General features: G+C 36.9%; 21 protein-coding genes. 3 read left to right on the top strand and 18 right to left on the bottom strand.

Annotated elements, in window-relative coordinates:
* Positions 1 to 46: 46 nt before the first annotated feature.
* The 3 genes from LKL37_RS02645 to LKL37_RS02635 form a co-directional block, all read right to left on the bottom strand.
* Positions 47 to 1399, bottom strand: a complete 1353-nt coding sequence (locus tag LKL37_RS02645) for a DEAD/DEAH box helicase (RefSeq protein ID WP_431609051.1) — start codon at positions 1397 to 1399, stop codon at positions 47 to 49.
* A 120-nt stretch (positions 1400 to 1519) separates the two neighbouring features.
* Positions 1520 to 2029 carry a hypothetical protein gene (locus tag LKL37_RS02640; RefSeq protein ID WP_431609050.1) on the bottom strand — a complete coding sequence of 170 codons (510 nt, stop codon included), beginning with the start codon at positions 2027 to 2029 and terminating at the stop codon, positions 1520 to 1522.
* 93 nt (positions 2030 to 2122) lie between these two features.
* Positions 2123 to 3769 carry an ABC1 kinase family protein gene (locus LKL37_RS02635; RefSeq protein WP_431609049.1) on the bottom strand — a complete coding sequence of 549 codons (1647 nt, stop codon included), beginning with the start codon at positions 3767 to 3769 and terminating at the stop codon, positions 2123 to 2125.
* 211 nt (positions 3770 to 3980) lie between these two features.
* Here LKL37_RS02635 and LKL37_RS02630 point away from each other — a divergent pair, with 211 nt between their 5' ends.
* Entirely contained in the window at positions 3981 to 4145 is a 165-nt protein-coding gene (locus tag LKL37_RS02630; RefSeq protein WP_165790479.1) for a hypothetical protein, read from the top strand.
* A gap of 57 nt (positions 4146 to 4202) precedes the next feature.
* Here the strand turns inward: LKL37_RS02630 and LKL37_RS02625 are convergent, their stop codons facing one another.
* Entirely contained in the window at positions 4203 to 5711 is a 1509-nt protein-coding gene (locus LKL37_RS02625; RefSeq protein ID WP_105701573.1) for a carbon-nitrogen hydrolase family protein, read from the bottom strand.
* An 84-nt stretch (positions 5712 to 5795) separates the two neighbouring features.
* On the opposite strand from LKL37_RS02625, the gene LKL37_RS02620 reads away from it, so the two are divergent.
* Positions 5796 to 6038 (top strand): hypothetical protein, encoded by a 243-nt coding sequence (locus LKL37_RS02620; protein ID WP_431609048.1) that lies wholly within the window; start codon positions 5796 to 5798, stop codon positions 6036 to 6038.
* 22 nt (positions 6039 to 6060) lie between these two features.
* Here LKL37_RS02620 and guaA read toward each other — a convergent pair whose 3' ends face one another.
* The 11 genes from guaA to LKL37_RS02565 form a co-directional block, all read right to left on the bottom strand.
* The gene (gene guaA / locus LKL37_RS02615) at positions 6061 to 7590 is read right to left on the bottom strand and encodes a glutamine-hydrolyzing GMP synthase (RefSeq protein WP_431609047.1); all 1530 of its coding nucleotides are present in this window, start codon (positions 7588 to 7590) and stop codon (positions 6061 to 6063) included.
* Between the two features lie 167 nt (positions 7591 to 7757).
* Positions 7758 to 8996 (bottom strand): phosphoribosylamine--glycine ligase, encoded by a 1239-nt coding sequence (purD, locus tag LKL37_RS02610; RefSeq protein WP_431609045.1) that lies wholly within the window; start codon positions 8994 to 8996, stop codon positions 7758 to 7760.
* A gap of 90 nt (positions 8997 to 9086) precedes the next feature.
* Entirely contained in the window at positions 9087 to 10604 is a 1518-nt protein-coding gene (gene purH, locus LKL37_RS02605; RefSeq protein ID WP_431609043.1) for a bifunctional phosphoribosylaminoimidazolecarboxamide formyltransferase/IMP cyclohydrolase, read from the bottom strand.
* 119 nt (positions 10605 to 10723) lie between these two features.
* On the bottom strand, positions 10724 to 11290 hold the full coding sequence (gene purN, locus LKL37_RS02600; protein WP_431609041.1) for a phosphoribosylglycinamide formyltransferase: 567 nt from the start codon (positions 11288 to 11290) through the stop codon (positions 10724 to 10726).
* A 142-nt stretch (positions 11291 to 11432) separates the two neighbouring features.
* Positions 11433 to 12425: a phosphoribosylformylglycinamidine cyclo-ligase gene (gene purM / locus LKL37_RS02595; RefSeq protein ID WP_105701567.1), complete on the bottom strand. Its 993-nt coding sequence runs from the start codon at positions 12423 to 12425 to the stop codon at positions 11433 to 11435.
* 282 nt (positions 12426 to 12707) lie between these two features.
* The gene (locus LKL37_RS02590) at positions 12708 to 13259 is read right to left on the bottom strand and encodes an NADPH-dependent FMN reductase (protein ID WP_431609039.1); all 552 of its coding nucleotides are present in this window, start codon (positions 13257 to 13259) and stop codon (positions 12708 to 12710) included.
* Between the two features lie 37 nt (positions 13260 to 13296).
* The gene (locus LKL37_RS02585) at positions 13297 to 14025 is read right to left on the bottom strand and encodes a pirin family protein (RefSeq protein ID WP_105701565.1); all 729 of its coding nucleotides are present in this window, start codon (positions 14023 to 14025) and stop codon (positions 13297 to 13299) included.
* 286 nt (positions 14026 to 14311) lie between these two features.
* Entirely contained in the window at positions 14312 to 15847 is a 1536-nt protein-coding gene (locus tag LKL37_RS02580) for a GMC oxidoreductase (RefSeq protein ID WP_431609037.1), read from the bottom strand.
* Positions 15848 to 16150: 303 nt separating this feature from the next.
* On the bottom strand, positions 16151 to 17569 hold the full coding sequence (locus tag LKL37_RS02575; protein WP_431609035.1) for an MFS transporter: 1419 nt from the start codon (positions 17567 to 17569) through the stop codon (positions 16151 to 16153).
* Positions 17560 to 18087, bottom strand: coding sequence for a nuclear transport factor 2 family protein (locus LKL37_RS02570; RefSeq protein ID WP_431609034.1), 528 nt, complete (start codon positions 18085 to 18087; stop codon positions 17560 to 17562). Before LKL37_RS02570 ends, LKL37_RS02575 begins: the two co-directional genes overlap by 10 nt.
* Positions 18088 to 18096: 9 nt before the next feature.
* Positions 18097 to 19956 carry a glycoside hydrolase family 13 protein gene (locus LKL37_RS02565; protein ID WP_431609033.1) on the bottom strand — a complete coding sequence of 620 codons (1860 nt, stop codon included), beginning with the start codon at positions 19954 to 19956 and terminating at the stop codon, positions 18097 to 18099.
* A 206-nt stretch (positions 19957 to 20162) separates the two neighbouring features.
* On the opposite strand from LKL37_RS02565, the gene LKL37_RS02560 reads away from it, so the two are divergent.
* Entirely contained in the window at positions 20163 to 21155 is a 993-nt protein-coding gene (locus LKL37_RS02560; protein WP_431609032.1) for a sterol desaturase family protein, read from the top strand.
* A gap of 68 nt (positions 21156 to 21223) precedes the next feature.
* Here LKL37_RS02560 and LKL37_RS02555 read toward each other — a convergent pair whose 3' ends face one another.
* From LKL37_RS02555 to LKL37_RS02545, 3 genes are all read right to left on the bottom strand, one after another.
* Positions 21224 to 23380: a glycoside hydrolase family 97 protein gene (locus LKL37_RS02555; RefSeq protein ID WP_431609031.1), complete on the bottom strand. Its 2157-nt coding sequence runs from the start codon at positions 23378 to 23380 to the stop codon at positions 21224 to 21226.
* A gap of 77 nt (positions 23381 to 23457) precedes the next feature.
* Complete coding sequence (locus LKL37_RS02550) at positions 23458 to 24576, bottom strand: SusE domain-containing protein (protein WP_431609029.1); 1119 nt, start codon at positions 24574 to 24576, stop codon at positions 23458 to 23460.
* A 17-nt stretch (positions 24577 to 24593) separates the two neighbouring features.
* Positions 24594 to 26195: a RagB/SusD family nutrient uptake outer membrane protein gene (locus LKL37_RS02545; protein WP_431609028.1), complete on the bottom strand. Its 1602-nt coding sequence runs from the start codon at positions 26193 to 26195 to the stop codon at positions 24594 to 24596.
* Positions 26196 to 26206 lie beyond the last annotated feature (11 nt).

The raw sequence follows: 26206 nt of genomic DNA, 5'->3' as shown, positions 1-26206 counted from the left end.
AACTCCTCGTACCATAAAAAAACTCCCGGATCGGGAGTTTTTTATTTTATTTCTTTTTTTTCGATTTTGATATTGCTTTCTGCTGAGCTCTGTTGGCTCCAAACTTCTTAGGTGCTTTTCTTTTGGAAGGTCCCCCCCAGTTTTCTTTTGTATTTTTAGCCTTCTTCTCGTGGAATGCGCCTCCTCCATCATTCAGTTTTACCTGTGCTGGATTTTTCATCACAATCTGATCTTCTTCAGCTGCGATCTTTTTAGGATTGATCTTAACTTCTTCCGGGAATTCGTTAAACTTCAAGTCTTTATCCATCAATAGCTCAATATCAAGGATCAAAGGTTCTTCTTTTTTAGTAACAAAAGTAATAGCCTTTCCTTCTTTGTCTGCTCTACCCGTTCTACCGATTCTGTGGATATACTGCTCCGGAATATCAGGCGTTTCAAAGTTGATAACGTGTGTAATATTTGAAATATCAAGACCTCTTGCCATTACATCCGTTGTAATCAAACCTCTGATCTCTTCATTCTCAAAGCTTTTCATAGCCTTCAATCTGTAGTTTTGAGATTTGTTGGAGTGAATCACATCAAACTGCTCAGGGAAAAGCTCATCAATTTTATTGAAAAGCAGGTCTGCGTGTTTTTTATTATTATTAAAAATCAACACTTTAGACATATCTGCATTATTTTTCAGCAAATGTTCCAATAAATTGATTTTTGTATTGAAGTTTTCTACTTTGTAACCCGTCTGTTCAATTTTTTCAAGTGGTGTACCTGATTTTGCCAATGAAATTTCTATTGGACTTGCAAAATACACATCCAGCATTTCATCCACCGCTTCTGTCATGGTTGCTGAGAAAAGAATATTCTGTCTCTTCTCTTTCATCATTTCAAAAATATGGGTAAGCTGTGGTCTGAAACCTAAGTTAAGCATCTCATCAAATTCGTCAATGATCAGTTTCTGAACTTCTTTCAGAGAAATGGCGTTGTCTATGGAAAGGTCCATTACTCTTCCGGGTGTTCCTACCAAAATATCACAACCATCATTGAATAATAGTTTTTGAGTATTGATATTTTTTCCACCATATATTCCGATTACTCTTGCAGTAATATTTTCTGTCAGTTTCTCAAGGATTTCAGTTACCTGCACCACCAATTCTCTTGTAGGAACAAGCACCAAAACAGTTGGATTTCCTGTCTTGCTGTATTTCCATGTTTTCAAAACGGGCAAAAGGTAAGCTAATGTTTTCCCAGTTCCTGTCTGTGCAATTCCCATTACATCTCTCCCCGAAAGAATAGGTTTTATGCTCTTCTCCTGGATAGGTGTAGGTTCAAATAATTCCAAATCCGCTAAAACATCAAGAATTTTAACCGGAAGGTCAAAATCTGCAAAAGTGAGTTTTTCCATTTTGCAAAGATAGGTATTTAATTAGAAGTTAAAAATTAGAGGTAGCAGATATTAGGCAGCAGGTTGCAGGAACTAGTTACCAGGAGATGATTCCCAGCAACAAAAACAACCAGCAACTATTTACTTTACTTTTACACTATTGACTTTAATTTTAATATCATCATCTTCCCATTTGCTGGAAGTAACAATAACATACCCTTTCTTTTTCGGGTCTTTTTTAATCGGGAACTTATCTTCTTCCCACTGATTACAATGAGTGGAAATAGGAAGTAATAATGGTTTCCAGCCTGTTTTACTCAATGTATATGCATAGAACGGATGCCAGCAGCTCGTACACCAGTTAGGATAAAAACCAATCTCATCTTTTCCATCTCCATTCAGATCTCCCAAATTATACACACTCCCCTGATTGGCTGGTGAAATCGTTATAGGTTTTATATTTTTATCACTGAAATAAATAGTTGTTTCGCACTTTCCTTCGCATTCGTCACCACAATCACTAACTTTGGTGTAGGCATATTCTTTGGTTCCGTTTCCATCAAAATCGCCCTGAATTTTCTCTTCATTTCCTTGCTGGGCAGTACAGTATGAGCTCAATAAAGTGATTGCTGTTATAATAAATGTTTTCATTGTGGAGTTATAAGTTATGGGGTAAGGGATTCGAGATATAGGTTACGAGATGCGGTTTTTTGGGATGAATAATTAGTTTTTCTAAAATGATATTTATTTTCTGGTAACTCTCAGTAAGAGTATTATGACTAAAAGGATTGAAAAAATAAAACCTAAGACCGCTACCAAAGACAACTCTCCGATTCTCGGACCGGATTCTGAAGTAAACACAATAGCTGTTGCGATGATATTCGCACCTAAAATCATGGCAAGAATCAGATTAACCACGCTGGATTTAATCAGCTGGTTGGTTTTTTCTATATTTTTGATCTCACTGGAGACGGTAAACTTGTTTTCATCCAGTTTTTGAAGAACAGAACGAAGTTCTTTCGGGATTTCATCCACATTATCTGTGAAATTCATCATCCTGTCCATTCCGGTTTTTAAAAGATTTTTAGGACTGATTTTCTTCGTAAAAATTTTCTTTGTGTAAGGGTGAAGACTTTTCACAATGTCCAGATCCGGATTAATATTTCGTCCAACGCCTTCTATCAGACTTATTCCTTTGAATAAAAGATAGAAATAATCCGGCATATAAAGCCTGTTGTCTTTCAAAATATCCTTCATCTTGTTGATGATCACCTGTACATTGATATCCTGTAATGATGAGCTGTGAACGAAATTCAGAATATCATCCACATCATTTTCAAATCTTCTTTCATCCGGAATTTCATAGCTTACTGCCATTTTCTTGAGATAACGGACAATTTTATGTGAATTTTTGGCTACAAAACTAACAATAAGATTTTCAAGAATTTCTTTATCATTAGGTTGAATTTTTCCTACCGCACCAAAATCAATGAAAACTATTTTACCATCTTTTTTCACTAAGATATTTCCGGCGTGGGGATCAGCATGGAAGAATCCGTAGTCTAAAATCTGTGATACAAACAACCTTAATCCTGTTTCAGAAACTTTTACAGGATCAATACCATTGGCCAATAGAAGTGATTTATCTGTAACCTTTATTCCATCAATAAATTCCATACAAAGAATATTGTTGTTGGAAAATTCTTCGTAGACTTTCGGGACGTATGTTTCTTTATTATTTTTAAAATTAAGACGGAACTGCAGAATATTATTTCTTTCATTCGTCAAAGAAACCTCTTCCAGCAATGATTTTTCAAAAGTGGAAATGGCCTGTTTCATATTAAGCTTTTCTCCTATTTCTGAATAAGCAGAAATCAGTTTTTCAATATCTTTGATGAGCAGTAAATCGTCTTCAATTACAGACTGTACATCGGGCTTTCTCAATTTTAAAATCACAGGACTGCCATCTTTCAAAACAGCTTTATATACCTGAGCAATAGAAGCTGTAGCCAAAGGTTCTTTCTGAATTTCAAGAAAATAATCTTTCACCGAAATATTGAATTCACTCTCCAGCGCTTCTTCTACATCCATATCTACTGTTTCCACTTTATCCTGAAGTTTCTGCAGCTCCTGAATCAGTTCCGGGGGCAAAAGGTCTTCTCTGTTACTGAATGATTGACCAAGCTTCACAAAAGTTGGTCCCAACTCTTCCAGCGCCAGCCTTATTCTTTCGTAAACGGTCCCTTTTGAAATGATCTCGTCCGAACTGGAAGCTTCTTCCTGCTTATTCCCTCCGTTCATCCTTGCCAGCATATCTTTAAATCCATATTTACTCAATACGGAAATCAGTTTTGCAGATCTTTTCAGTTTTCTTTGTTGCTTATCAAACATAATATATCAATAGTAGGTGCAATTTACTCCAAAAATTGTTCCTTTATGAAAAGAATAATTACAATACCACCAACACATAAAATTAAAAACAATAACACATAATCAGCATTTTAAAGAATTAAATTCACCATAACAACAAAAAAACCATCATATATTGTAAAAATTAATATATTTACAGCGTACAAATAAAACAAACCAAAAGTATTAGAACATGAAAAATTTACGTAACAACAAACTTTCAAGAGAGCAATTAAAAGGGATTGCAGGAAGCGGAATCATTATCGGAAACTGCTCCAACCAATGCTGTCCTACAGACGGAAGACCAAGATGTCCAAGACTGATCTGCCCTGCTGTAGTATGTCCTGAGTACATGTAATTCACTCAAAGAAATTTTAGGTAAAATAAAAACAGAATGCTTTCGCATTCTGTTTTGTTATTTAAGATAGGTTTCGTACAGATCTTTTCGGCGGTCTTTCATCACCTGAACAGATCCATTGTGATGGAGATCTTTTAGCAGATTCAGGTCTACGTCTACAATCAGCGTCATTTCTGTATTGGGCGTAGCTTCTCCTTTCACGGCATTGGATGGGAAGGCAAAATCTGAAGGGGTAAATACGGCAGCCTGACCAAACTGGATGTCCATATTATTGACCTTCGGAAGATTTCCTACACAGCCGGCAATGGCAACATAACATTCATTTTCTATAGCTCTTGCGGCAGCACAGTGGCGTACTCTCATGTAGGCATTCTGGGTATCTGTCAGATAAGGAACAAACAAGATTTTCATCCCCTGATCAGCCAGAATCCTTGGTAATTCCGGAAATTCTACGTCATAGCAGATCACGAGACCTATTTTACCACAGTCGGTATCAAAAACTTTGATTTCATTTCCGCCTTTCATTCCATAATACCTCTTCTCGTTCGGGGTAATATGAATTTTTCGGTATTCGTCCACCCGCCCGTCGCGGTGCAAAAGATAGCTTACATTATATAAATCATTATTATCATTATCAAAAACAGGCATGCTTCCGGAAATAATATTCACATTATAACTGATCGCCAGCTCTGAAATTTTCTTTTTGATTTCTTCAGTAAGTTTTGCCAGTTCTATCATACTGTCCCTTTCGGAAAGATTGTTGAAAGGAGCAAGCAAAGGGGTATTAAAGAGTTCAGGGAAAAGAACAAAATCGGATTTATAATCTCCCATTACATTCACGAAAAACTCCACCTGCTCATAAAAAGCATCTATATCTTTGAAGTGCCTCATCTGCCACTGCACCAGTCCAAGGCGGATAATACTATCCTGCATCGTATTTGGCTTTCTGCTGTAGTAGATGTTGTTCCATTGCAAAAGAACGGCATTTTCTCTCGATGCCTCATCTTCAGGAAGATATTTTTTCAGGATTCTTATCGGAAGAAAATTATTGGAAAGCTGGAAAGACAATACCGGATCATAAATCTCTTTATCTCTTACTTTCCGGATATATTCTCTTGGAGAAAACTCATGGCTGTATTTATGATAATTCGGGATTCTGCCACCAAGAACAATAGATTTAAGATTTAACAATTCACAAAGTTCTTTTCTTGCATCATATAACCTTCTTCCTAAGCGCAATTCACGAAACTCCGGATCTACAAAAACTTCGATTCCGTACAGAACATTTCCCGTAGAAGTATGGGTATTGAATGTATAATTTCCCGTAATATCACTATAGGTATGGTCATCCCCAAACTCATCGTAATTCACAATGATAGAAAGTGCTACAGCAGCCAGTTTTCCGTCTACTGTAATACAAATCTGGCCATTAGGGAACATTTTTGTAAGCTTATCAATACTTTTTTTGGACCAAATGGATTCCGACATCTGTGGGTAGGCCCTTTTCATCGTTTCCGCCAGCTCATTATAATCCTGAAGGGTCAGGTTTCTTGTTTCTATTTGCATTTGATGTAATTTTACTTAAATTTAGTGAAAATTTGTTTTAATAGGCTATTACTAAGCAAAACATTAACCAAAAGTCAATTCGAAATGGCAATAATTTTTCTGAATCAAAGCGAATGCCCTATTTGCAAAAAAACTTTAGAGAAAGGACAGGATATTGTTTTATTTCCGCCATTTACATCAGATAAGAATCATAAATTTTATTTATTTAATGATGAGGGTGTTCACCGTTCTTGTTTACAGAAAACAAAAATCGGAATCGAAGCATTGCAATTTTTAGAAACTAAATTTCCCATACAAAAAAATCCCACCCAAAACGGGCAGGATTAATATTTTAAATTCAAGTCAAAAATTATTCCCACTCAATGGTTGCAGGTGGTTTGCTTGAAATATCGTAAGCTACTCTGTTGATTCCTCTTACTTCGTTGATAATTCTGCTTGAAACAGTATCCAAGAACTCGTAAGGAAGTCTGCTCCACGTTGCTGTCATAAAGTCGATTGTGTTTGCAGAACGAACTACAGCGGTGTATTCATACGTTCTTTCGTCTCCCATTACTCCTACAGATTTCACCGGAAGAAGAACAACGAATGCCTGAGATACTTTTTCGTAAAGATCATTTTTGTATAATTCTTCGATGAAGATATCATCAGCTTCCTGAAGGATTCTTACTTTCTCAGCATCTACAGCTCCCAATACTCTGATTCCAAGTCCCGGACCTGGGAAAGGGTGTCTGTATACCATATGGTGAGGAATCCCTAATTCTTCTCCTACTCTTCTTACTTCGTCTTTGAAAAGCTCTCTTAATGGCTCTAATAATTCGAATTCCATATCTTCAGGAAGTCCTCCAACATTGTGGTGAGACTTGATTACTGCAGATGGTCCGTTGACAGACTGGCTTTCAATAACGTCAGGGTAAATAGTACCTTGTGCAAGGAATTTAGCGCCTTCAATTTTGTGAGATTCTTCATCAAAAACATGGATAAACTCATTACCGATGATTTTTCTCTTCGCTTCAGGATCGTCTATTCCGGCTAATTTTGTAAGGAATCTATCCTGAGCATCCACCATTTTAATGTTCATATGGAAATGTTCTCCATACTGATCCATTACTTTCTTGCCTTCATCTTTTCTCAATAATCCTGTATCAACGAATATACAAGTCAACTGATCACCGATTGCTTTGTGAATCAAAACAGCTGCTACAGAAGAGTCTACCCCTCCAGAAAGACCAAGGATTACTTTGTTGTCTCCTACTTTTTCACGGATTTCTTCAACTGTTTTTTCAATATAATTGGTCAATTTCCAGTTTTTCTCTGAGTTACAGATTCCGAAAACGAAATTTTCAAGCATTTTTCCTCCTTCTTCTGTATGAGAAACTTCCGGGTGGAACTGAACGCAGTAGATTTTACTTTCTTCATTAGAGATAGAAGCAATTACTCCTGATTTTGCGTTTAATTCAAAACCTGCAGGTAATTCTCCTACTTCGTCAAAGTGGCTCATCCAAACTACAGAGTTCTGAGTAACCCCTTTCAGTAAAGAGCTTTCTTTAACGATCTCTAGGTTTGCTTTACCGTATTCTCCTTTTTCTCCTTTGTTTACTTTACCTCCTAAAAGGTGAGCAGTCATCTGCATTCCGTAGCAGATTCCCAACACAGGAACTCCCTGTTCGTATAAAGCTTTTTCAACCAGGTGGGCATTTTCTGCATTTACAGAGCTTGGTCCACCGGAAAGGATGATTCCTTTTGGCTGTTTTGCTAAAATATCTTGTAATGGTGTATTGTAAGGCAAGATCTCAGAATATACGCCCATCTCACGGATTCTTCTTCCGATAAGCTGGTTGTACTGGGATCCGAAATCTAAAATAATAATACCGTTGTTCATTGTTGATAATTGATAAATGATGATTAAATTAAAAGCTTTAAGCTATAGGCTATAAGCTTTCTATACCGCAATAAGCATACTGTCTGTAGCATAAAGCTTATTGCTTACTTAACTGTTTTACAAAAAAAGACTTGGAATTGCTCCAAATCTTTTTTCGTGATTTTTTATTAAAACTTTCCGATGTCGTCTCTGTAGAAGCCGTAATCGAAATGTACATGACTTGCGTCTTCGTAAACCTTTTTGCGGGCATCTTCGAAAGTAGCACCGGTAGCCACAATGTTCAGAACTCTACCACCGTTGGAAACTACCTTGTCTCCTTTGCTGATTGCTCCTGCATATAAAAGTTTACTATGTTTCAGTTTATCTTCTCCTGTAATTTCGAAACCTGTTTCTATGTTTCTTGGATAACCTCCTGAACACATTACAAGACAAATTGCTTTTTCGTCCTTAAATTTAAGTTCAATGTCTTTTCCTTCCATACAGTCCTGGATCACATCCAAAAGGTTGTTTTCCATCAGCGCCATCAATACCTGCGTTTCAGGATCTCCGAATCTCATGTTGTATTCAAGAAGGTAAGCTCCGTTTTTCGTAACCATCAATCCGAAGAAAATGATTCCTTTAAATCCGAAACCTTCTGCTTTAAGCCCTGTAATAGTAGGTTCTAAGATATTTTTTTCGAAATCTGCATAGTGCTCCTGAGTAAATTCCGGGCTTGGTGCTATAGAACCCATACCTCCTGTATTAGGTCCTGTATCTCCGTTTCCAGCTTTTTTATAGTCTTTTGCTGCTACACATGGAAATAATTTATCTCCGTTAGAGAAAGCAATGATAGATGCTTCAAAACCTTGTAAATATTCTTCAATAACTAAACGAATACCAGCATCTCCATAGATTCTTCTGATCATGAAATCATGGATCGTAGCTTCAGCTTCTTCCAGAGTATCACAGATTACCACACCTTTTCCTCCAGCTAAACCACTTGCTTTAACTACTAAAGGATACTGCTGTGTCTTCACATACTCTATAGCTTCGTTATATGAATCAAATACCACAGCTTTAGCTGTTTTGATATCATAGGTCTGCATAAATTTCTTAGAGAAAGCTTTACTACCTTCAAGGCTCGCTACTTTCTGAGTAGGACCGAAAACTTTAAGATCGTGTTTTTTAAATTCGTCCTTGATACCCGCTACAAGAGGAGCTTCCGGACCTACGATCGTAAGATCAATCTTTTCTTTAATAGCGAAATCTCTAAGTTCTTTGATTTCCGATAAATGAACATTTTTCCCTATTACATCGGTAGTAGCATTCCCGTTGGCAAAAAACATTTTAGAAATTCTTGAGTCATTCTGAAGCTTTGCCGCTAAAGCAGATTCTCTACCGCCTTCACCTATGATTAATATTCTCATACTTTATATTATTATCTAGTCTTATTTTACAAATATATAATTTTGAATGCTAAAAATACAATCCCTAATTATTTTTTAATTCTATTTTAATTAGTGGAAAAAGTGTCTAACACCTGTAAACATCATTGGAATACCGTGTTCGTTTGCAGCTTCTACACTATCCTGATCTTTTACACTTCCACCTGGCTGAATAATCGCTTTGATACCTTCCTGAGCGCAGAAATCTACCACGTCACGGAAAGGGAAAAACGCATCTGAAGCCAATACCAACTCTCCGGAGAATTTTTCTTTTGCTCTTTCGATAGCCTGCTGAGTCGCCCAGATTCTGTTTACCTGTCCGCCACCGATACCGAATGCCTGAATTCCGTTAGAAACTACGATTGCATTAGACTTCACATATTTTACTACTCTCTGAGAGAAAAGTAATGCTTTTTTCTGTTCTTCTGTAGGCTGTACTTCAGTTACCACTTTGATATCGTCTGAGAAGTGAAGGTCATTATCCTGAACAAGGATACCGCCGTCTACTTTCACCCAAGTTTGTTTGTCTGAAACCGGGTTTACGATTTTGATGATTCTCAGGTTTTTCTTTTTTCTTAAAATTTCAAGGGCTTCTTCATCAAACTCAGGAGCCATTACAATCTCAAGGAAAGTTTTATTCAGCTCTTCAGCTGTTGCTGCGTCTATTTTATAGTTCATTGCAACAATTCCGCCAAAGATAGAAACCGGATCACATTCGAATGTTTTCTGGTACGTTTCCAAAGCTGAAGTTCCGATCGCAACACCACAAGGGGTAGAGTGTTTTACGGCACAACAAGCCATTTCTTCTTTGAACTCAGTAACTACTTTCCAGCAAAGGTCCATATCACGAAGATTGTTGAAAGAAAGTTCTTTCCCTCCAAGCTGCTCAAAATCTTTCATTGCTCCATTCTCGAAAGTAGAAACATAGTAAGCTGCTGTCTGGTGAGGATTTTCTCCGTATCTTAAGTCAGCCACTTTTTTGTAAGAAGCATTAAGATAAGTAGGATATTCTTCATCTAAAAGCATTCTTGAAATAGCTGCATCATACGCAGAGGTAAGGTTGAATACTTTTCCTGCAAGCTTTTTACGGGTTTCGATGTAAGTATCGCCGTTTTGTTCCATTTCAATTTTCACTGCTGCATAGTCTTCTACATCAGTGATTACTGTTACAGAATCAAAGTTTTTAGCTGCAGAACGAAGCATTGAAGGACCTCCGATATCGATAAACTCTACTTTTTCATGTAAAGAAATGTCTTTGTTTACATTCTCAAAGAAAGGGTAAAGATTTACGATCACCATGTCAATCAGATCAATTCCGTGCTCCTGAACGGTTTTCATATGCTCTTCGTTGTTACGAACAGCCAGCAATCCACCGTGAACTTTCGGGTGTAAAGTTTTCACTCTTCCGTCCAGCATTTCAGGGAAATTGGTTACCTCATCAATCTGAATAGGATTTAAACCAGCGTCTTTCAAATGTTTGAACGTTCCTCCTGTAGAGATCAACTCATAATTCTGAGCTTCCAAAAACTGCGCGAATTCTATTAATCCACTTTTGTCAGAAACACTGATTAAAACTCTCTTTTTACTCATTTTACTTTCGATTTTTTACTTTTTACAGCTATTTCAAACTGTGTCCGGGTCTTTCACCTCCGAACTTACTTTTATTTTACTTAGATTTTTCTATTTTTCCTGTCAAAAAATTTTTGACATTATTTATTTCCAAGGACCTTATTGATCGCTATCGGAAATATTTCATATTCAATCTGGTGAACTTTCTGAGCCAGGGTTTCAGGAGTATCATCGGCGGTTACTTCAAAAGATTTCTGAAGAATAGCTTCCCCCTCATCAATGCCTGGTGTCACAAAATGTACAGTCGCCCCACTCTCTACTTCTTTGGCTTCAATAACTGCATTATGAACGTTCATTCCCCACATTCCTTTTCCTCCGAATTTCGGAAGCAAAGCAGGATGAATATTGATTATTTTACCATTCCAGTTTTCACAGAATTCAGATTTTAAGATGGATAAAAATCCTGCCAATACAATCAGATCTGTATTTTCTGGGATTACTTTAGCCAATTCACTGCTGAAATTCTTTCCTCTTGGAATCAGTATACTTTCTATATTGTGATTCTTTGCTCTTTCCAGTCCGAAACATTCTCTGTCGGCCACAACTAAAGTTACTTTTGCATTCTGGATTTCCCCAGCTTCAATAGTATCAATGATTCTCTGCAGATTGGTTCCTGAACCGGATACGAGTACAACGATGTTCTTCATATTTTTTTGGCAGCCTTGTCAAGGTTTAGAACTTTGAAAAGACTTTCTTTAATTAGCCCCGATTGCAGCGGCATCCTTTTTTGAAATGGCTTTGTAAAAAAGCATGGGCAAAAAAGATATAGCGGAAAGCGGGATTAAGCTTCTAAAATTTTAAATTAATTTTCTCTGCTCCTTCAGTGATTTCTCCGATTTCGTAAGCATCATCCAGAAGATTTAATACTTTTTCGGCATGTTCAGCATCTACAACGATTACCATACCTACACCCATATTGAATGTTCCATACATTTCTTCACGGGCTACTTCACCTCTCTTTTCAAGCTCAAGCATTACGCTAGGAATTCTGATTTTTGACTCGTCAATAGAAGCACAAAGTCCTTCAGGAATAATTCTTGGAACGTTTTCGTAAAGACCACCTCCTGTGATGTGGGCAATTCCGCTTACTTTTACTTCTTCCAATACTTTGTGAATATCTTTGTAGTATAGTCTTGTAGGAACTAAAAGGGTTTCATATAAAGGTTTTCCTTCAAATTCTTCTTCGAAGTTCGGGAATACTTTTCTTACTAAAGAGAATCCGTTTGAGTGGAATCCTGAGCTTGGCAATGCAATAATTTTGTTACCTGCTTTGATGGTAGAACCGTCAATAATCTGATCTTTTTCTACGATTCCTACACAGAATCCTGCAACATCATAATCTCCCGGCTGGTACATTCCCGGCATTTCAGCAGTTTCTCCACCAATTAATGCACAGTTGTTATCCTTACAAGCGGCAACCATTCCTAAAACGATTTCTGCAGCGATTTCTGAATCAAGCTTTCCGCAAGCCAGATAATCAAGGAAGAATAAAGGTTTTGCTCCGTGGCAAAGAATATCATTGGCACACATTGCGAAACAATCTACTCCGATAGAATCATATTTTTTGGTATCTAAAGCTACTTTAAGCTTTGTTCCTACTCCATCTGTTCCTGATACAAGAACCGGATTTTTGTATCCACCGATTTCATAAAAAGCTCCAAAACTCCCCAAGTGGTTCAGTACATTGGAATTGTGGGTTTCACCGACCGCTTTTTTGATCTTGTCAACCGTTTTGTATCCTTCTTCTTTGTCTACTCCTGCTGATTTGTAAGTGTTGCTCATGTCTGCTTAGATTTTTAGATATCGGATTTCAGATTTCATACTATTTATGATCTAGTAACTGCTTCTGGAGTCTTCTTATCTTTTAATATTTCAATTACTTTTATACTTGATTTTAGAAAACAAAAAAGCCGACAATCTTTTCAGATTATCGGCCGTTATTTTATCTCAGAATTTCAGAGCCCACAATTTTCCCTTTATGAGAAAAACATTGTTTATAGGAGGTCTGAATTTTCATCTCTTTTCTTTTTGCAAAAATAGTAATTTTAAATGAATATTCAAATTCTATTTTTCAAGGATGGTTTCAATAGCCGCAATCTTCTTGATTTTTTCTTTTAACTCGTTGATTTTCCCTTCATTAGATATTTTTTGAGTTGCTTTATCAAAATTATCGTTAAAGAAAGGAAGTGAAAAAGTTTCCACCACATTTCCTCCATGGAAAGGAAAACGCTTTGATGCAGCTTCCAAAACGCCTGCCCCACCTCTACCTCCCGGAGACGTAGACATCAATAACATAGGCACTTCATTCCAAACAGTTCTGTCTTTGATTCTCGACACCCAGTCGAACACATTTTTAAATGCTGTAGAATACGTTCCGTTGTGTTCTGCCAAAGCTACCAACAATACATTAGCACCATCAATTTTAGAGGCAAAATCGTGAGCTTCCTGAGGAACACCACCTGCTAATTCTCTTTCATGTTTATAGATTGGCATTTCGAAAGGATTCAGATCCACTACTTCTACTTCTGCATTTTCAAATAATGTTGATGCGTAAGCAACCAACTGCTTGTTCATTGAAACTTCTGAGTTGCTTCCTGCTATTGCTAAGATTTTCATATGTGAGGTTTATTTTTAAGATTACAAATTTAGTTTTTTATTTAAGATAAGACGGCAGTTCCATTGGGACTTCCATTAATAACACTTCGGTGTCTTCTACAGCTTCGATATTAAAGCTCTGAGTATCCCAGATTCCCAATCCGTCTCTTTCATTCAGGACACGGTCTCCTATTTTTGCACTTCCTTTTAATACGAATGCATAGACTCCGTTTCCTTTTTTGTTGAGCATATAATTTTTACCATTTCCTTTTGTAAAATTGGCTAAGTTGAACCATGCATCCTGATGAATCCAAACTCCGTCATCATTTTTATTGGGTGATAAGATCTGCTGAAATCCGTTAATTTTTTCACCTTCTTTAATACTTTTCTGGTCATATCTTGGTTCCACATTCTGCTCTTTTGGAAAAACCCAGATCTGAAGAAATTTTACTTCCTCATCTTTGTTTTTATTGTATTCGCTGTGCATTACCCCAGTTCCGGCACTCATCACCTGTATTTCTCCTTTTTTGATAACCGCTGTAGTTCCCATTGAGTCTTTGTGTTCCAAATCGCCTTCCAAAGGGATTGAAATAATTTCCATATCCCTGTGCGGATGTGTTCCGAAGCCCATTCCCTGAGAAACGGTGTCATCGTTCAATACTCTTAAAACACCAAAATTTGTTCTGTCTCTGTTTTGATAATTAGCAAAACTGAATGTATGGTAAGAATTTAACCATCCGTGGTTGGCATGGCCTCTTGAATCTGCTTTATGATATACTGTTTTCATTTCTGTGATTATTTATAGTACAAATGTACGGGATGTGGATGCTTTAAAAGTTGATGTAGGTTAAGAAAGGAAGTTGGGAGATTAAGACCACTGAGAGATTGGATTACGCAAAGAAATATTTAAATTATCATCTATTTTAAGGCGCAAGGATTTTATCTTCGATAAAATTTTATAATGGATATTCTTCACTATTGATTATATGAATAAGCATAAACATTTTGTGTTATCTGTGAAATCTGTGGGAGACAATACTAATTATAGACTTAAGTTTTAGCTAAGACCGCTTCTATTGAATTTTAAAAAGAGTATTTTTAAGATGCTCTCCTACTCTCAATGCCATTGCGACGATAGTTAGTGCGGGATTTACAGCCCCACTGGAAACAAAAAAACCACCATCTACAATATAAAGGTTTTCAAGATCATGCGCTTTACAATAAGTATCTACTACTGAGTTTGCCGGATCAAGTCCCATTTTTGTTGTTCCATTTTGATGAGCCGGAGAAGCAATATCCATTCCTTTACTGAAATAATATCCTTTAAACAGGAAGCTTTCGAACTTTCCGGATGCTTTTAAAGCTTTAATTAATTCTGATTTAAGAAATTCATGTCCTTTTTGATTATTATCCGTATAGCTGAGTTTAATCTGTCCATTTTCTACTGTTACTCTGTTTTCAGGATCCGGCAGATCTTCTGAAGTCAGCCAGAAATCAACAGCATGTCTGGCCATTAGCTCAAAAGTGAATCCCGGTGCAGCAACCGGACTATCTGCCTTAATCTGATGTTCATCTGATTTTCCCAGCATCTGTATGTGTCCTAAAGGAAACTCATATTGAGTGGTTGCATGGTAAAAATCATTAATTCCAAATGTCTTTCCAAATTTGGTAGGATTGGGTTCTGTGTAGAGTGCAATCAATGCAGTATTCTGATGAAACATATAATTTCTTCCCACCTGATCTGAAGTATTGGCAAGCCCGTTAGGAAATTGTTCACTCTTACTTTCCAGCAAAATAGCCGCTGAATTGACCGCTCCTGCAGAAAGAATCACAATATCGGAAGTGAATGTTTTAGTCTCACCATTTTGCTCTATAATCACCTCTGTAACTTTTTGTCCTGAACTATCGGTATTGAGTTGTATTACTTTTGAATTGATCATCAACTCAACATTGGGATATTCAAGTGCTTTTGATAACGCGCAAAGATGGGCATCTCCTTTTCTTTCGGAAGCATCGGGAAAACCATCAAAGCGATCAAGCGTATAAGGAGCGTTTGCTGTTGTATGAGGAGTAAAGTTTACCCCGACAGGCAATTCAAAAGGATGTAAGCCATAATTTGTCAGTTCATCGAAAATCTCCTGAATCCTGGGTTCATGTGGTAATGGTGGATTAGGGTAAGGTTCCTCATCAAAGGGTTCCGTAGGATCTGAGCCTCTTTTACCATGTACATGAAACAGTTTTTCAGCTTCCAGATAATACTCTTTCAAATCTTCATATTGAATAGGCCATGCTGGTGATAGCCCTCCATAATGCTTTATTTCCTTAAAATCTTCTTCTCTTAACCGGAACAAAGCAGCTCCATAGAATTTGGTATTCCCTCCTACATTATAATGCATTCCGGGTCTAAAGCTCTCTCCATTTTTATCCAGCCAAAGATCTGTAGTTGTATATCTGTTTTTCTCAAACACTTCCTCAGAGTTCCAATTTTCTTTTTCTACCGGAACATATCCTCCTCTTTCTAAGATCAATATTTTTTTTCCGCTGTCGGCCAGTTTATAGGCCATCGTTGAGCCTCCTGCTCCAGTTCCAATAATGATAATATCGTACATTGTTTACTATTTGGTGTATCTAATTTAGAGATTAAAAAAGCAGAATAAGCTTAAAAAAATATTAAATCTCAATTGATTATATAAATAATTGATCAAAGGCAAAATGACAAAGGGGGTAAAATGTCACCTCTACAAGGATTTTGAAAATGCAAACCGTGAACCTAAAATTTACGGGATAAACGTTTTGGCTGAAGCCAATTGATAAATGCTTAAAGAAAAAGCGGGCTAAAGCCCGCTCCTATTGAATTGTTATTATACTAGTTTCAATTAAGTTTTAAAATATATTCACTTCTCTAGTTTCTATTAAAAATGCACTTGTTTGATCTCTTCTTCAATTTCCTTAGGCGTTTCATCTTCTGATTTAACAAAAATCATGGTTACTACAGCGCCTATCAGCATGCAGACACCACCTACCACCACATAATCCATGGCCTGTTTCCCGAAAATACCACTCACAATGGGCCCTCCGAATAAACCATTAATGATCTGCGGAATCACAATAAAGAAGTTGAATATTCCCATATAAACTCCCATTTTCCGTTGTGGAATCACCTCAATAAGCATAGCATAAGGCATTGCCAGAATACTAGCCCAGGCAAAACCTAATCCAATCATTGAGATCCATAGATTATTGACGTCTTTAATGAAATACATTGAAACGAGTCCAACACCTCCACTTAATAGAGCTAAAGCATGAGTCTGTTTTTTTCCAATCAGCTTAGCTATTGGAGTCAGTAAAAAAGCAAACGGGATTGCCCATAGATTATACATTCCGAAAAGCTTTCCAGTTAAGTCTCCGGCATCATTAAATGCTTTGGAATGGGTATCTTCCGGAGAAAGCCCAAAATGATGAGTCGCCAATGCACTGGTAGTAAATACCCACATCGTAAATAATGCAAACCATGAGAAAAACTGAACAATTCCCAGCTTTTTCATCTGTGCAGGAATCGCCGCAAAGTCTTTGAAAATATCTGAAAATTTTGATTCGTGTTTTTCACCTTCTTTTCTATCTTCAAAATCTGCAAATTCCTGTGGAGAATACTCTCTGGTTGTCATGATCGTATATAAAATTGATACGATAAGCAATCCTGCTCCAATGTAAAAAGAGTAAATCACATTATCTGCAACAAATCCTTCCGGGGCTTCGTTTGAAATTCCCATTTTCGTTAACCAATTTGGAAGATAAGAGCCTAATACAGCTCCAATTCCAATCAGAATTGTCTGTACTGAAAATCCTATTGTCCCTTGATGTTTTGGGAGCATATCTCCTACCAAAGCTCTGAAGGGTTCCATTGCAATATTCACAGAAGCATCCATCATAGCCAGGAATATTACGGCTAACAAAAGGGCATTGGCAGCGAACATTTGGGTAACGGTGGCAGCATTCGGAAGGAGTACCAATCCGATAGCGCACAAAACAGCCCCAATTAAAAAGTAAGGTTTTCTTCTTCCCAGCGGGCTCCATGTATTATCACCCATGTGTCCGATGATAGGCTGAACAATCAAACCTGTAATGGGAGCAACCAGCCAGAACCAGGATAATTCGTGCACATCAGCTCCTAAATTCCCAAGAATACGGCTTGCATTTCCATTCTGTAATCCGAATGCCATCTGGATTCCCAAAAATCCCATACTCATATTGATAATCTGCAGCATGGATAGGTTTGGTTTTATTTTTCTGCCAGACGCACCGCTTTCATATCTTCCGTTCATTACCGCCATTCTGTTTTCAGTTTTTGAATTAATGCATCCTCAATTGGCGCTTTTTCTGGAACCACTTTATCTACGACCTCATTAGGAACCGTCATAGAAAGAACGTATTGTTTTACCTTCCAGCTTCCGTTGATTTTTTCTACCACGCCAGAACCTCTGCAAATTTTCATTTGAGTATCTAATAATTCGTCAAACCATGCCAGTTTTCCGTCTTTACTAAAGTAAATATTTCTTTTAATTGCCTTAAAATTCCAGGTCTTTTTCTTGTCAAAATAAGGTTTTGCCCATACCATGAATTCTTTTTTATTCCAGATTTCGGTAGCATCTGTTCCAATGAAGGTAGATTCATCCGCAAAGAAGTTAAAATAAGCATTATAATCCGCTTTTGCAGCTGCTATGTTGAACTCATCAAGCATCGTACTAATTTCTGATTTTTCCTTCTCAAATGCATTTTTCGATTGTGCAGTGAGTAAAGAAAATCCCAGTACAAATAGGATTAGCGTATAAACTGTCGTTAGTTTTTTCATGTATAATAATTATTTTTCGAGTTCAATAATCAACGGAGTTTTTGCAGGAATATTCATATTGTTTTGTAATGGAATTTCTTTTCCTGAAATAATCTCTTTTCCTTTTGTAAATCCATTAAGAGATTCTGCAAAACGTTTCAGGTCTAACGGCTTATCTTTTTCATTATTATTGATCACCACCATCACACTTTCTTTTTCATTATATCTGAAATAAACAAAAACACCGTCCTGAGGAACGAAATTTTTAGTTTTCCCACTATGGATAACATCTTTTCCTTTTCTCCAGTTCAGTAATTTTTGAGTAAACTGGAAAAATTCTTTCTGTTCCGGGGTTTGAGCGGATGAAAGGAAAGCATTTTGTTTGTCAGATTTCCAGCCTCCCGGAAAATCTCTGCGGATATCTGCATCACCTCCGGCATTTTTATCTCCACGCATTCCTATTTCTGATCCGTAATAGATCTGTGGAGTTCCTCTCACCGTTGAAATCAGGGCGAGTGCCATTTTATAAGCATTGGGATTGGCGTTAAAAATCTCATTCCATCTTTCGGTATCATGATTTTCGAAGAAAACTAAAAGATTTTTAAGATCCGGATACAGGAAATCACTGGTAAAAGAATCGTAAATACGGATCATTCCTTTATCCCAGCTTTCTTTTTCTTTAAGGGCTTTAGGCATATTTTCAAACAGCATAAAATCCATCACCGATGGTAAATTTGAGTTGTAACCTGCTATTTCTCCAACTTTGGAATCTTTCTGCCATGCTGCAATTTGTGCGGCTGTATAAAGCCATGTTTCGCCTACGATATTGAATTTTGGATATTCATCAGTAATCGCTTTAGCCCATTTCGCCATGGCTTCTTTATCATTGTAAGGGTAAGTATCTACACGAATACCTCCCAGCCCTGCATATTCAATCCACCAGATTGCATTTTGGGTAAGATATTTTAAAACCAATGGATTTTTTTGGTTAATATCAGGCATGGTGGTATCAAACCAACCATCCAGTGCATATTTTTTATCAATATCCGAAGCATTGATATCAAACTGTGTTGTGGTTTTATAATTGGATCGTTTAAATCCATTCTCTCCTTCATCAAACCAATGGATCCAGTCTTTTGATGGAAGATCTTTGATCATCCAGTGTGAAGAACCCCAGTGATTGGTCACATAATCCATCACCAGCTTCATATTTCTTTTGTTCAGATCATGGGATAAGGTTTTGTATTCTTCATTGGTTCCGTAGCGGGCATCTATTTTATACAAATCGGTTTGAGCATAGCCGTGATAAGAATATACTTTTTCGTTGTCTTCATTCACAGGGGTCAGCCAGACGGCTGTTGCTCCAAGATTCTGAATATAATCCAGATTATTGATGATTCCACGAAGATCTCCTCCATGTCTTCCATTAGGCAGGCTGCGGTCTACTTTTTCCGTAAGTTCCGGCCTTGAATCATTCTTCTCGTCACCATTAGCAAAGCGGTCCGGCATAATCAGGTACATCACATCTTTTGAAGTAAAAGATTCCCGATTGGCAGAACCGGATTCTCTCTGCTTTAGTTCGTAGGTATAAGCACCTATATTTTTTTTACCTTTTTTGATATTGATGGTAAACTTCGGAACGTTTATTTCATTGTTATTGACCGTAATAAAAACATAATTCGGATTATCCACTTTCCTGATGTCTTTGATCTGAATTCCATCCGAAAGCATAATCTCGTTATGGGCAATGTCTTTTCCATAAACAAGAATCTGAAGTTCTGGGTTTTTCATTCCCTTCCACCAAAAAGCAGGTTCTACTCTTTCCAATGTTTTTTGGGAAAAAGCGACAGAAGCTATTGAAAGGGCTAATGTGGCATATATTGTCTTCATATTAGTGTTCAATTTAGCATTAAATTTTCATATATACATTCAAAAATATGTTGTAAAGCATCTTTTTTTATCGCTATTAATGTAAAGTTTCAAAATTTAACTTCCCATTATAAATATATATCGAAAAAATTTAAACTTTTCATAAAAAATTCATCCTGAAAGTTGATTTTTCATTCTTTTTATTTCTAGTTTTACAAAAAAAAGAAATGTTTGATTTCAGTAATATGTTCAAAACTGAAGGACCGGATGTTGTTTACAGCTGGACCATTCCTGTATTTGCTGTGATTATTTTTATAGAAATGGCTTACAGCCACTTTAATAAAGAGAAAATTTATGAGACAAAAGATGTAGCTACCAATGTTCTTTTTGCTTTGCCTAACTATGGGTTAGACATCATTATGAAAGGTTTCTCATTGTTTGTTATGATGTTTTTTTACCACCATCGTCTCTTCGACTGGCAAGAGGGAGTCTGGTATTGGATCGCTGTATTTCTTGCTCAGGATTTTGCTTATTATGTTCATCATTATGTAGATCATCATTCACGGGTTTTCTGGGCTGTACACATTACCCATCACAATTCTGATTATTTCAACATCAGCACAGGATTCAGAAGTCCTGTATTTCAACCCTTGTACAGATATTTATTTTTCTCTCCGTTAGCGTTTATGGGGTTTCATCCATGGCATATTCTGGTAGCCTACTCTGCCATACAGATTTATGGTACTTTTGTACACACGCAGTCTATTAAAAGTATGGGATTTCTAGAGTATATTCTGGTAACTCCTTCTCATCACAGAGTACACCATGCATGTAATATCAAGTATCTGGATCGCAATATGGGAATGGGACTGATTATCTGGGATAAAATTTTCGGAACTTTTGAAAAAGAAGACCCTGAAGTACCTGTTAAATATGGAGTTTATCCAAAAATAAAGTCAAAAGATCCTGCTACCATGCTTTTCTATGAATGGAGAAGAATAGGAAAGGATATCAGACAACCGGGATTATCTTTTAAAAACCGTATAAAGTATCTTTTTTATTCACCGGGATGGAGGCATGACGGTACAGGGAAAACGGTAAAGCAGTATCAGAAGGAATATAAGGAAAAGATAAAAAATAAAACAATATCTCGGAAGGAAAAAACAGCAAATACCGAATACCAATACTCATCATTAAACCAGCCAACAGGAGATAAATAATCTTTCTGTAAAAAAATACCCCGGACATCAGAATTTGATGAACCGGGGCACCTTAGTGTCTCTTCAAATTATTTTACAGGTTTGATTGAAATTGCGAAACCGCCACTTCTTGCCATTTTAAAATTAATTTTTGACTTGCTTGTAATCTCTTTCTTATAGATATTATAGCTTTGAGGATTATCAATATAATCAGCATCTTTTCCATCTTCATAGATTGTTGCTTCATATTTCTTTCCTTTGTCTAAGAAAGAGAAATCTACAGTATATTCACGCTTGTTTTCATCGGTAATACCTCCTACAAACCAGTTTTCAGTACCTTTTGCTTTTCTTGCTGTAACTACATAATCTCCCGGTTCTGCAGATAAGATTTTTGTATCATCCCAATCTGCTGCCACATCCTTGATAAACTGGAATGCGTCCATATGTTTTTTGTAGTTCTCAGGAAGGTCTGCTGCCATCTGAAGCGGCATATACATTGTTACATAAAGAGCCAGCTGCTTTACCAAAGTTGTTTTTACAGAACGGTTATCTCCAGGGAAATAATAGTCTAATTTTGTTTGGAAAATTCCTGGAGTATAGTCCATAGAACCTCCCATCCATCTTGTAAACGGAAGAACGGTCTGGTGATCTGGTTTATTTCCTCCGAATGCTTCATATTCTGTTCCACGGGCTGCTTCTGCAGAAATATAGTTCGGGTAGGTACGGCTTTCTCCTGTAGGACGTACAGATTCGTGAGAATTGACCATAATTTTATAGTCATTTGCTTTTTCTGCAATTCTATAATAGTGATTAATCATCCATTGAGAATAATGATGCTCTCCTCTAGGAATAATATCTCCTACATATCCTGTTTTCACAGCATCATAACCGTATTTATTCATGGTCTGGAAAGCTTTATCAGCCCATCTTTCATAGTTCGTGGCAGAGCCAGAAGTTTCATGGTGCATGATCAGCTTAATTCCTTTTGAATGGGCATATTCATTCAACATTTTGATATCAAAATCCGGATAAGGAGTAATGAAATCGAAAACAAATTCTTTAGAATGCCCGAACCAGTCCTCCCAACCGATATTCCAACCTTCGATTAATAATCCCTTAAATCCGTTTTCTGCAGCGAAGTCAATATATTCTTTAACTTTTGTATTGTTGGCTGCGTGTTTTCCGTTGGGAGTTAATTTGGCAAAATCAGTTTTACCTAAATGAACATTCTCAGCTGTAGAATAGGCCCATTGTGACTTTCCGATGATCATTTCCCACCAAACACCCATGTATTTTGTAGGGTGAATGTAAGATGTATCGGTGTATTTTGTAGGCTCATTAAGGTTGAATATCATTTTAGAATCCATCACCTGTTCTGCTTTTGGCGCTACAATAATAGTTCTCCAAGGCGTTACTGATGGTGTCTGAATATATCCTTTTGCTCCCTGTCTGTCTGCAGTTAAATGCGTTTTGAACTTATAATTCTGTGCATCAACTTCAAGATGTGAAGCGGGATAATCTAATACCGCTGCTTCTGCAACGTTGATATACAAAGGTTCTTTTCCTTCTTTTTTAAGCATTAAAGGAGACTGAACTGCATTTTTCACCAATGACTGTGAAGCGTTGGCATCATATGCTTTATCCCATTTTGCCGGAATTTCAGAAACTTTTGTTTCCTGATACTGATATTCCTGAGAGTCATAATCTGCAACGATCCACCATGCCTTCATGTCGGTAGGAAAATCAATTTCAGAATCTTCTTCTCTGATTACGAAATAATTAAGATTTTTTTGTTGTGGAAACTCATATCTGAATCCCAGACCATCGTTAAACAATCTGAATTTCAATACAATACTCCTGTCTGTTGAAGCCTGGTTCAGGGTAACTGCCAGCTCATTGTAGTTATTGATATAGTTTTTCTTTTCTCCTAAAACCGGTTGCCAGGTTTCATTTTTGGAATCTCTTTTTTCATCTGTCTTTGCAAAACCGTTGTTCAGATCGTATTTTGCATCTTCTGGTTTGGCTATTTCAGAAGCGAACTTTATGGCTGTGTCTTTAAATAATCTCAATCCCAATTTAGAATCCTCAACTACTACTGCACCATTGTATTTCAGATTATAGTAAGGTACTCCTTCTTTCAGCTGAAAATTCATTTCAAACTTCCCATCCGGAGATTTTAAAGATTGGGCTTTCACACCTGTAAACATCATTGAGAGCAAAAGTGCTCCAACTGTAATTTTCTTCATAATGACTATTTAATTAACTTAAAAATAGATAAAGTGCTGCAATAAAGCAGCACTTTGCCTTTATAAATTTAATATTCTTACAATTTTGTAATCGTTAGCTTATAATATGCTGAATTGTGTAAATCCAGTTCAATTTTATAATTACCTGCTTGTGAAACTTTATAGGCAGGATCTCCTGTTACTGTGTTCTCTGAACTTAAATAAGACTGAACGGCAGTTCCGGAAACCAAGGTCTGATCTGCATCTTTTGGCTGGAATTTCATTGCCCAATCATCATTGGCTCTGAATTTAAATACTCCTGTACTGGACAAAGCAATAGAGTTAATTACAAAAGTTCTGGTTGCAGGATTATATACAAAATCAGTATCTGATCCCCATCCCGTAGGAGTAGCGTCACCAATCACCCCAAAGTTTGCAATAACTGAAGAATAGGTATTGGCAGCCCAGTTTACTTTAATATAGTATGTTCCTGAAGCTGGAGCTTTTATATTGTCTCCATCTGCTTTCAGTTTTCCAGAATTGCTTCCGTCATCTCCTTTATTTCCTGGCCAGTCCTGATTGATCGCAAATTTATATTTCCCATCTTCAGCACCAGCAACAGTATTGATCCAGATAAATCCTCTGTACTCATCATTCTTTCCAGGAGAAAACAAATTAGGTGAGTTGGCTGGAGTCCAGTTTGCATACCCTGCAGCACCTGCATAGCTTCCCGGTACATTGATCTTAGGATATACCAAATCCGGGTTTGGAGTATATGGAGTTACTTTAACAGCTACTACATTAGAATAGAAAGCTGCTGATCCTACAGAGGTCTTCAATCTTACCTCAATATCATTCACAACATCCGGTGTAGCCCCAATACTGAACATAGCAGCGTTCATAGCAGCATTAGTAACAGCACCAGAAGTCATATCGTTGGAAAAGTCAACGGTAGCACTTTTTTTAAAGTTATCTCCTTTGATTCCGAATTCAATTTTCTGATTAGGAACTACAGCAATATTAAATGTTGGTTTTGTCCAGGTAAAAGTGATTACAGCAGTATTTGCATTAAGCTCACTAAGAACAATTGCACTTTTATCAGCAGATAACTTACCTGCAGATGTTTCATTAATAACAGCCTGGTCCTCGTCTTTTTCACAGGAAAAAACTAAAAGTCCGGTAAAAACCAGGGCTAATATTTTGAATAAATTTTTCATTTTAATAGTGTTTTTAATTAATAGCCAGGATTCTGAACCAGATTAGGATTAGCAACAATATCTTTAGCAGGGATTGGGAAGAGGTTTCTATAGCTTTCTACAGCTTTACCATCTTTCACATTTCCTTTCCATGGCCATAGATAATCTCCTGTCGTAAATTTGTTGAAACGGATAAGATCACTTCTTCTGGTCATTTCCCAGGATAATTCTCTTGCTCTTTCATCTAAAATAAAGTTGAGATTAATAGAAGCTACATTTCCACTTGTATTTCCATAAGCACGTTCTCTCAACTGATTAATGTAACCGATGGCCGTAGCCTGATTTCCACCAGTTCCTCCTCTAAGTACTGCCTCCGCATACATCAAATAGATATCTGCTAAACGGTATAATGGGATATCTGCCTCAACCCAGTTAGTATGAGCTCCAACAGATCCATTGCTTTTAACATTTTTAAATTTGACAAAAGCATAACCATCTGTGAATGAACCTAAATCATTAATTTCTAAATTCTGTCCCGAAGTAAAGAATCTTCCTCTTTTGTCACTTCCATTGGCAGGAAATAAACCTACAAATGCTTTTGTAGTTCTTAAACCACTCCATCCTCCATTTACTCCAAAGTCAGCAGCTTTCATATCTCCACCTATTGCAGCATGTACCAAGAAGGTAGTTCCACCATTGGTTTGTGTATTAATTCCGTCAAAATTTACGCTTAAAATCTGCTCCGGATTATTGATATTATTATCCGCAAGGAATAAATCGTCATATTTTGGTTTTAAAGAATAACCTGCTGCAATTACTTTATTACAGTATGTGATACAGTCTGTATTTCTTTGAGTTCCTGTATAGACTTCAGCATTTAAATATAATTTTGCTAATAATGACCATACAGCAGCTTTATCTGCTCTTCCGTACTCATTGGTTTTAGGATCTTTTAATTCTCCTGCAACAGCAAGTAATTCAGACTCGATGTAATTAAATAATGCTTTTCTTTCTATCCTTTGTGGTGGATTGATAGAACCAGGTAAGTATGATTCATCTACAAAAGGAACATTTCCAAACATATCTATCGCATGATAATACGACTGTGCTCTCAGGAAACGAGCTTCTGCTCTCATTAATTTTGCCTGAGTAAGATTGTCCCCGGTAATATTATTGGAAGCTAATTTTTCATCTGTCACATTTCTCAGAAATTCATTACAAAAAGCAATTTCTGTATATACTCTATAGTACATAGCAGCAATAAATTCATTGGATGCATCCCAAGTCATTTTGTGAAGGGTGTGAAGGTTACCATCGTTCCATCCAATGACCGCTTCATCAGTTGTCACCACGTTCAGATTGTACATTAATCTGGTATACTGGGAAAAACCACCATTAATACCGTTAATATCACTATCCGGCTGATCTCCGTCTCCACTGATCTGACCACCCATGGCAAGCCCTCCGTAAAGTTTCGCCAAAACATTTTTATAATTGCCAAAATCTTTATAAATACTGGCTGAAGTAACATCTGTGATAGGTTCTCTTTCAAGATCTTTTACACAAGAAGTTGCTGTCAATAAAAATACTGCTGAAAGAGGCAATACTATATTTTTAAGTTTAATTCTATTTAGTTTCATTGCATTTTTAT

This window comes from Chryseobacterium sp. 'Rf worker isolate 10' (assembly GCF_050753305.1).
Lineage (GTDB): Bacteria > Bacteroidota > Bacteroidia > Flavobacteriales > Weeksellaceae > Chryseobacterium.
Note: the sequence above shows the minus strand (reverse complement) of the source record. Positions and strands in the feature narration are given on the sequence as shown.

Bases quoted from the DNA above. Each gene is read 5' to 3' on its own strand.
- LKL37_RS02645 (WP_431609051.1), bottom strand. From the start codon at position 1,399: ATGGAAAAACTCACTTTTGCAGATTTTGACCTTCCGGTTAAAATTCTT.
- LKL37_RS02640 (WP_431609050.1), bottom strand. From the start codon at position 2,029: ATGAAAACATTTATTATAACAGCAATCACTTTATTGAGCTCATACTGT.
- LKL37_RS02635 (WP_431609049.1), bottom strand. From the start codon at position 3,769: ATGTTTGATAAGCAACAAAGAAAACTGAAAAGATCTGCAAAACTGATT.
- LKL37_RS02630 (WP_165790479.1), top strand. From the start codon at position 3,981: ATGAAAAATTTACGTAACAACAAACTTTCAAGAGAGCAATTAAAAGGG.
- LKL37_RS02625 (WP_105701573.1), bottom strand. From the start codon at position 5,711: ATGCAAATAGAAACAAGAAACCTGACCCTTCAGGATTATAATGAGCTG.
- LKL37_RS02620 (WP_431609048.1), top strand. From the start codon at position 5,796: ATGGCAATAATTTTTCTGAATCAAAGCGAATGCCCTATTTGCAAAAAA.
- guaA (WP_431609047.1), bottom strand. From the start codon at position 7,590: ATGAACAACGGTATTATTATTTTAGATTTCGGATCCCAGTACAACCAG.
- purD (WP_431609045.1), bottom strand. From the start codon at position 8,996: ATGAGAATATTAATCATAGGTGAAGGCGGTAGAGAATCTGCTTTAGCG.
- purH (WP_431609043.1), bottom strand. From the start codon at position 10,604: ATGAGTAAAAAGAGAGTTTTAATCAGTGTTTCTGACAAAAGTGGATTA.
- purN (WP_431609041.1), bottom strand. From the start codon at position 11,290: ATGAAGAACATCGTTGTACTCGTATCCGGTTCAGGAACCAATCTGCAG.
- purM (WP_105701567.1), bottom strand. From the start codon at position 12,425: ATGAGCAACACTTACAAATCAGCAGGAGTAGACAAAGAAGAAGGATAC.
- LKL37_RS02590 (WP_431609039.1), bottom strand. From the start codon at position 13,259: ATGAAAATCTTAGCAATAGCAGGAAGCAACTCAGAAGTTTCAATGAAC.
- LKL37_RS02585 (WP_105701565.1), bottom strand. From the start codon at position 14,025: ATGAAAACAGTATATCATAAAGCAGATTCAAGAGGCCATGCCAACCAC.
- LKL37_RS02580 (WP_431609037.1), bottom strand. From the start codon at position 15,847: ATGTACGATATTATCATTATTGGAACTGGAGCAGGAGGCTCAACGATG.
- LKL37_RS02575 (WP_431609035.1), bottom strand. From the start codon at position 17,569: ATGGCGGTAATGAACGGAAGATATGAAAGCGGTGCGTCTGGCAGAAAA.
- LKL37_RS02570 (WP_431609034.1), bottom strand. From the start codon at position 18,087: ATGAAAAAACTAACGACAGTTTATACGCTAATCCTATTTGTACTGGGA.
- LKL37_RS02565 (WP_431609033.1), bottom strand. From the start codon at position 19,956: ATGAAGACAATATATGCCACATTAGCCCTTTCAATAGCTTCTGTCGCT.
- LKL37_RS02560 (WP_431609032.1), top strand. From the start codon at position 20,163: ATGTTTGATTTCAGTAATATGTTCAAAACTGAAGGACCGGATGTTGTT.
- LKL37_RS02555 (WP_431609031.1), bottom strand. From the start codon at position 23,380: ATGAAGAAAATTACAGTTGGAGCACTTTTGCTCTCAATGATGTTTACA.
- LKL37_RS02550 (WP_431609029.1), bottom strand. From the start codon at position 24,576: ATGAAAAATTTATTCAAAATATTAGCCCTGGTTTTTACCGGACTTTTA.
- LKL37_RS02545 (WP_431609028.1), bottom strand. From the start codon at position 26,195: ATGAAACTAAATAGAATTAAACTTAAAAATATAGTATTGCCTCTTTCA.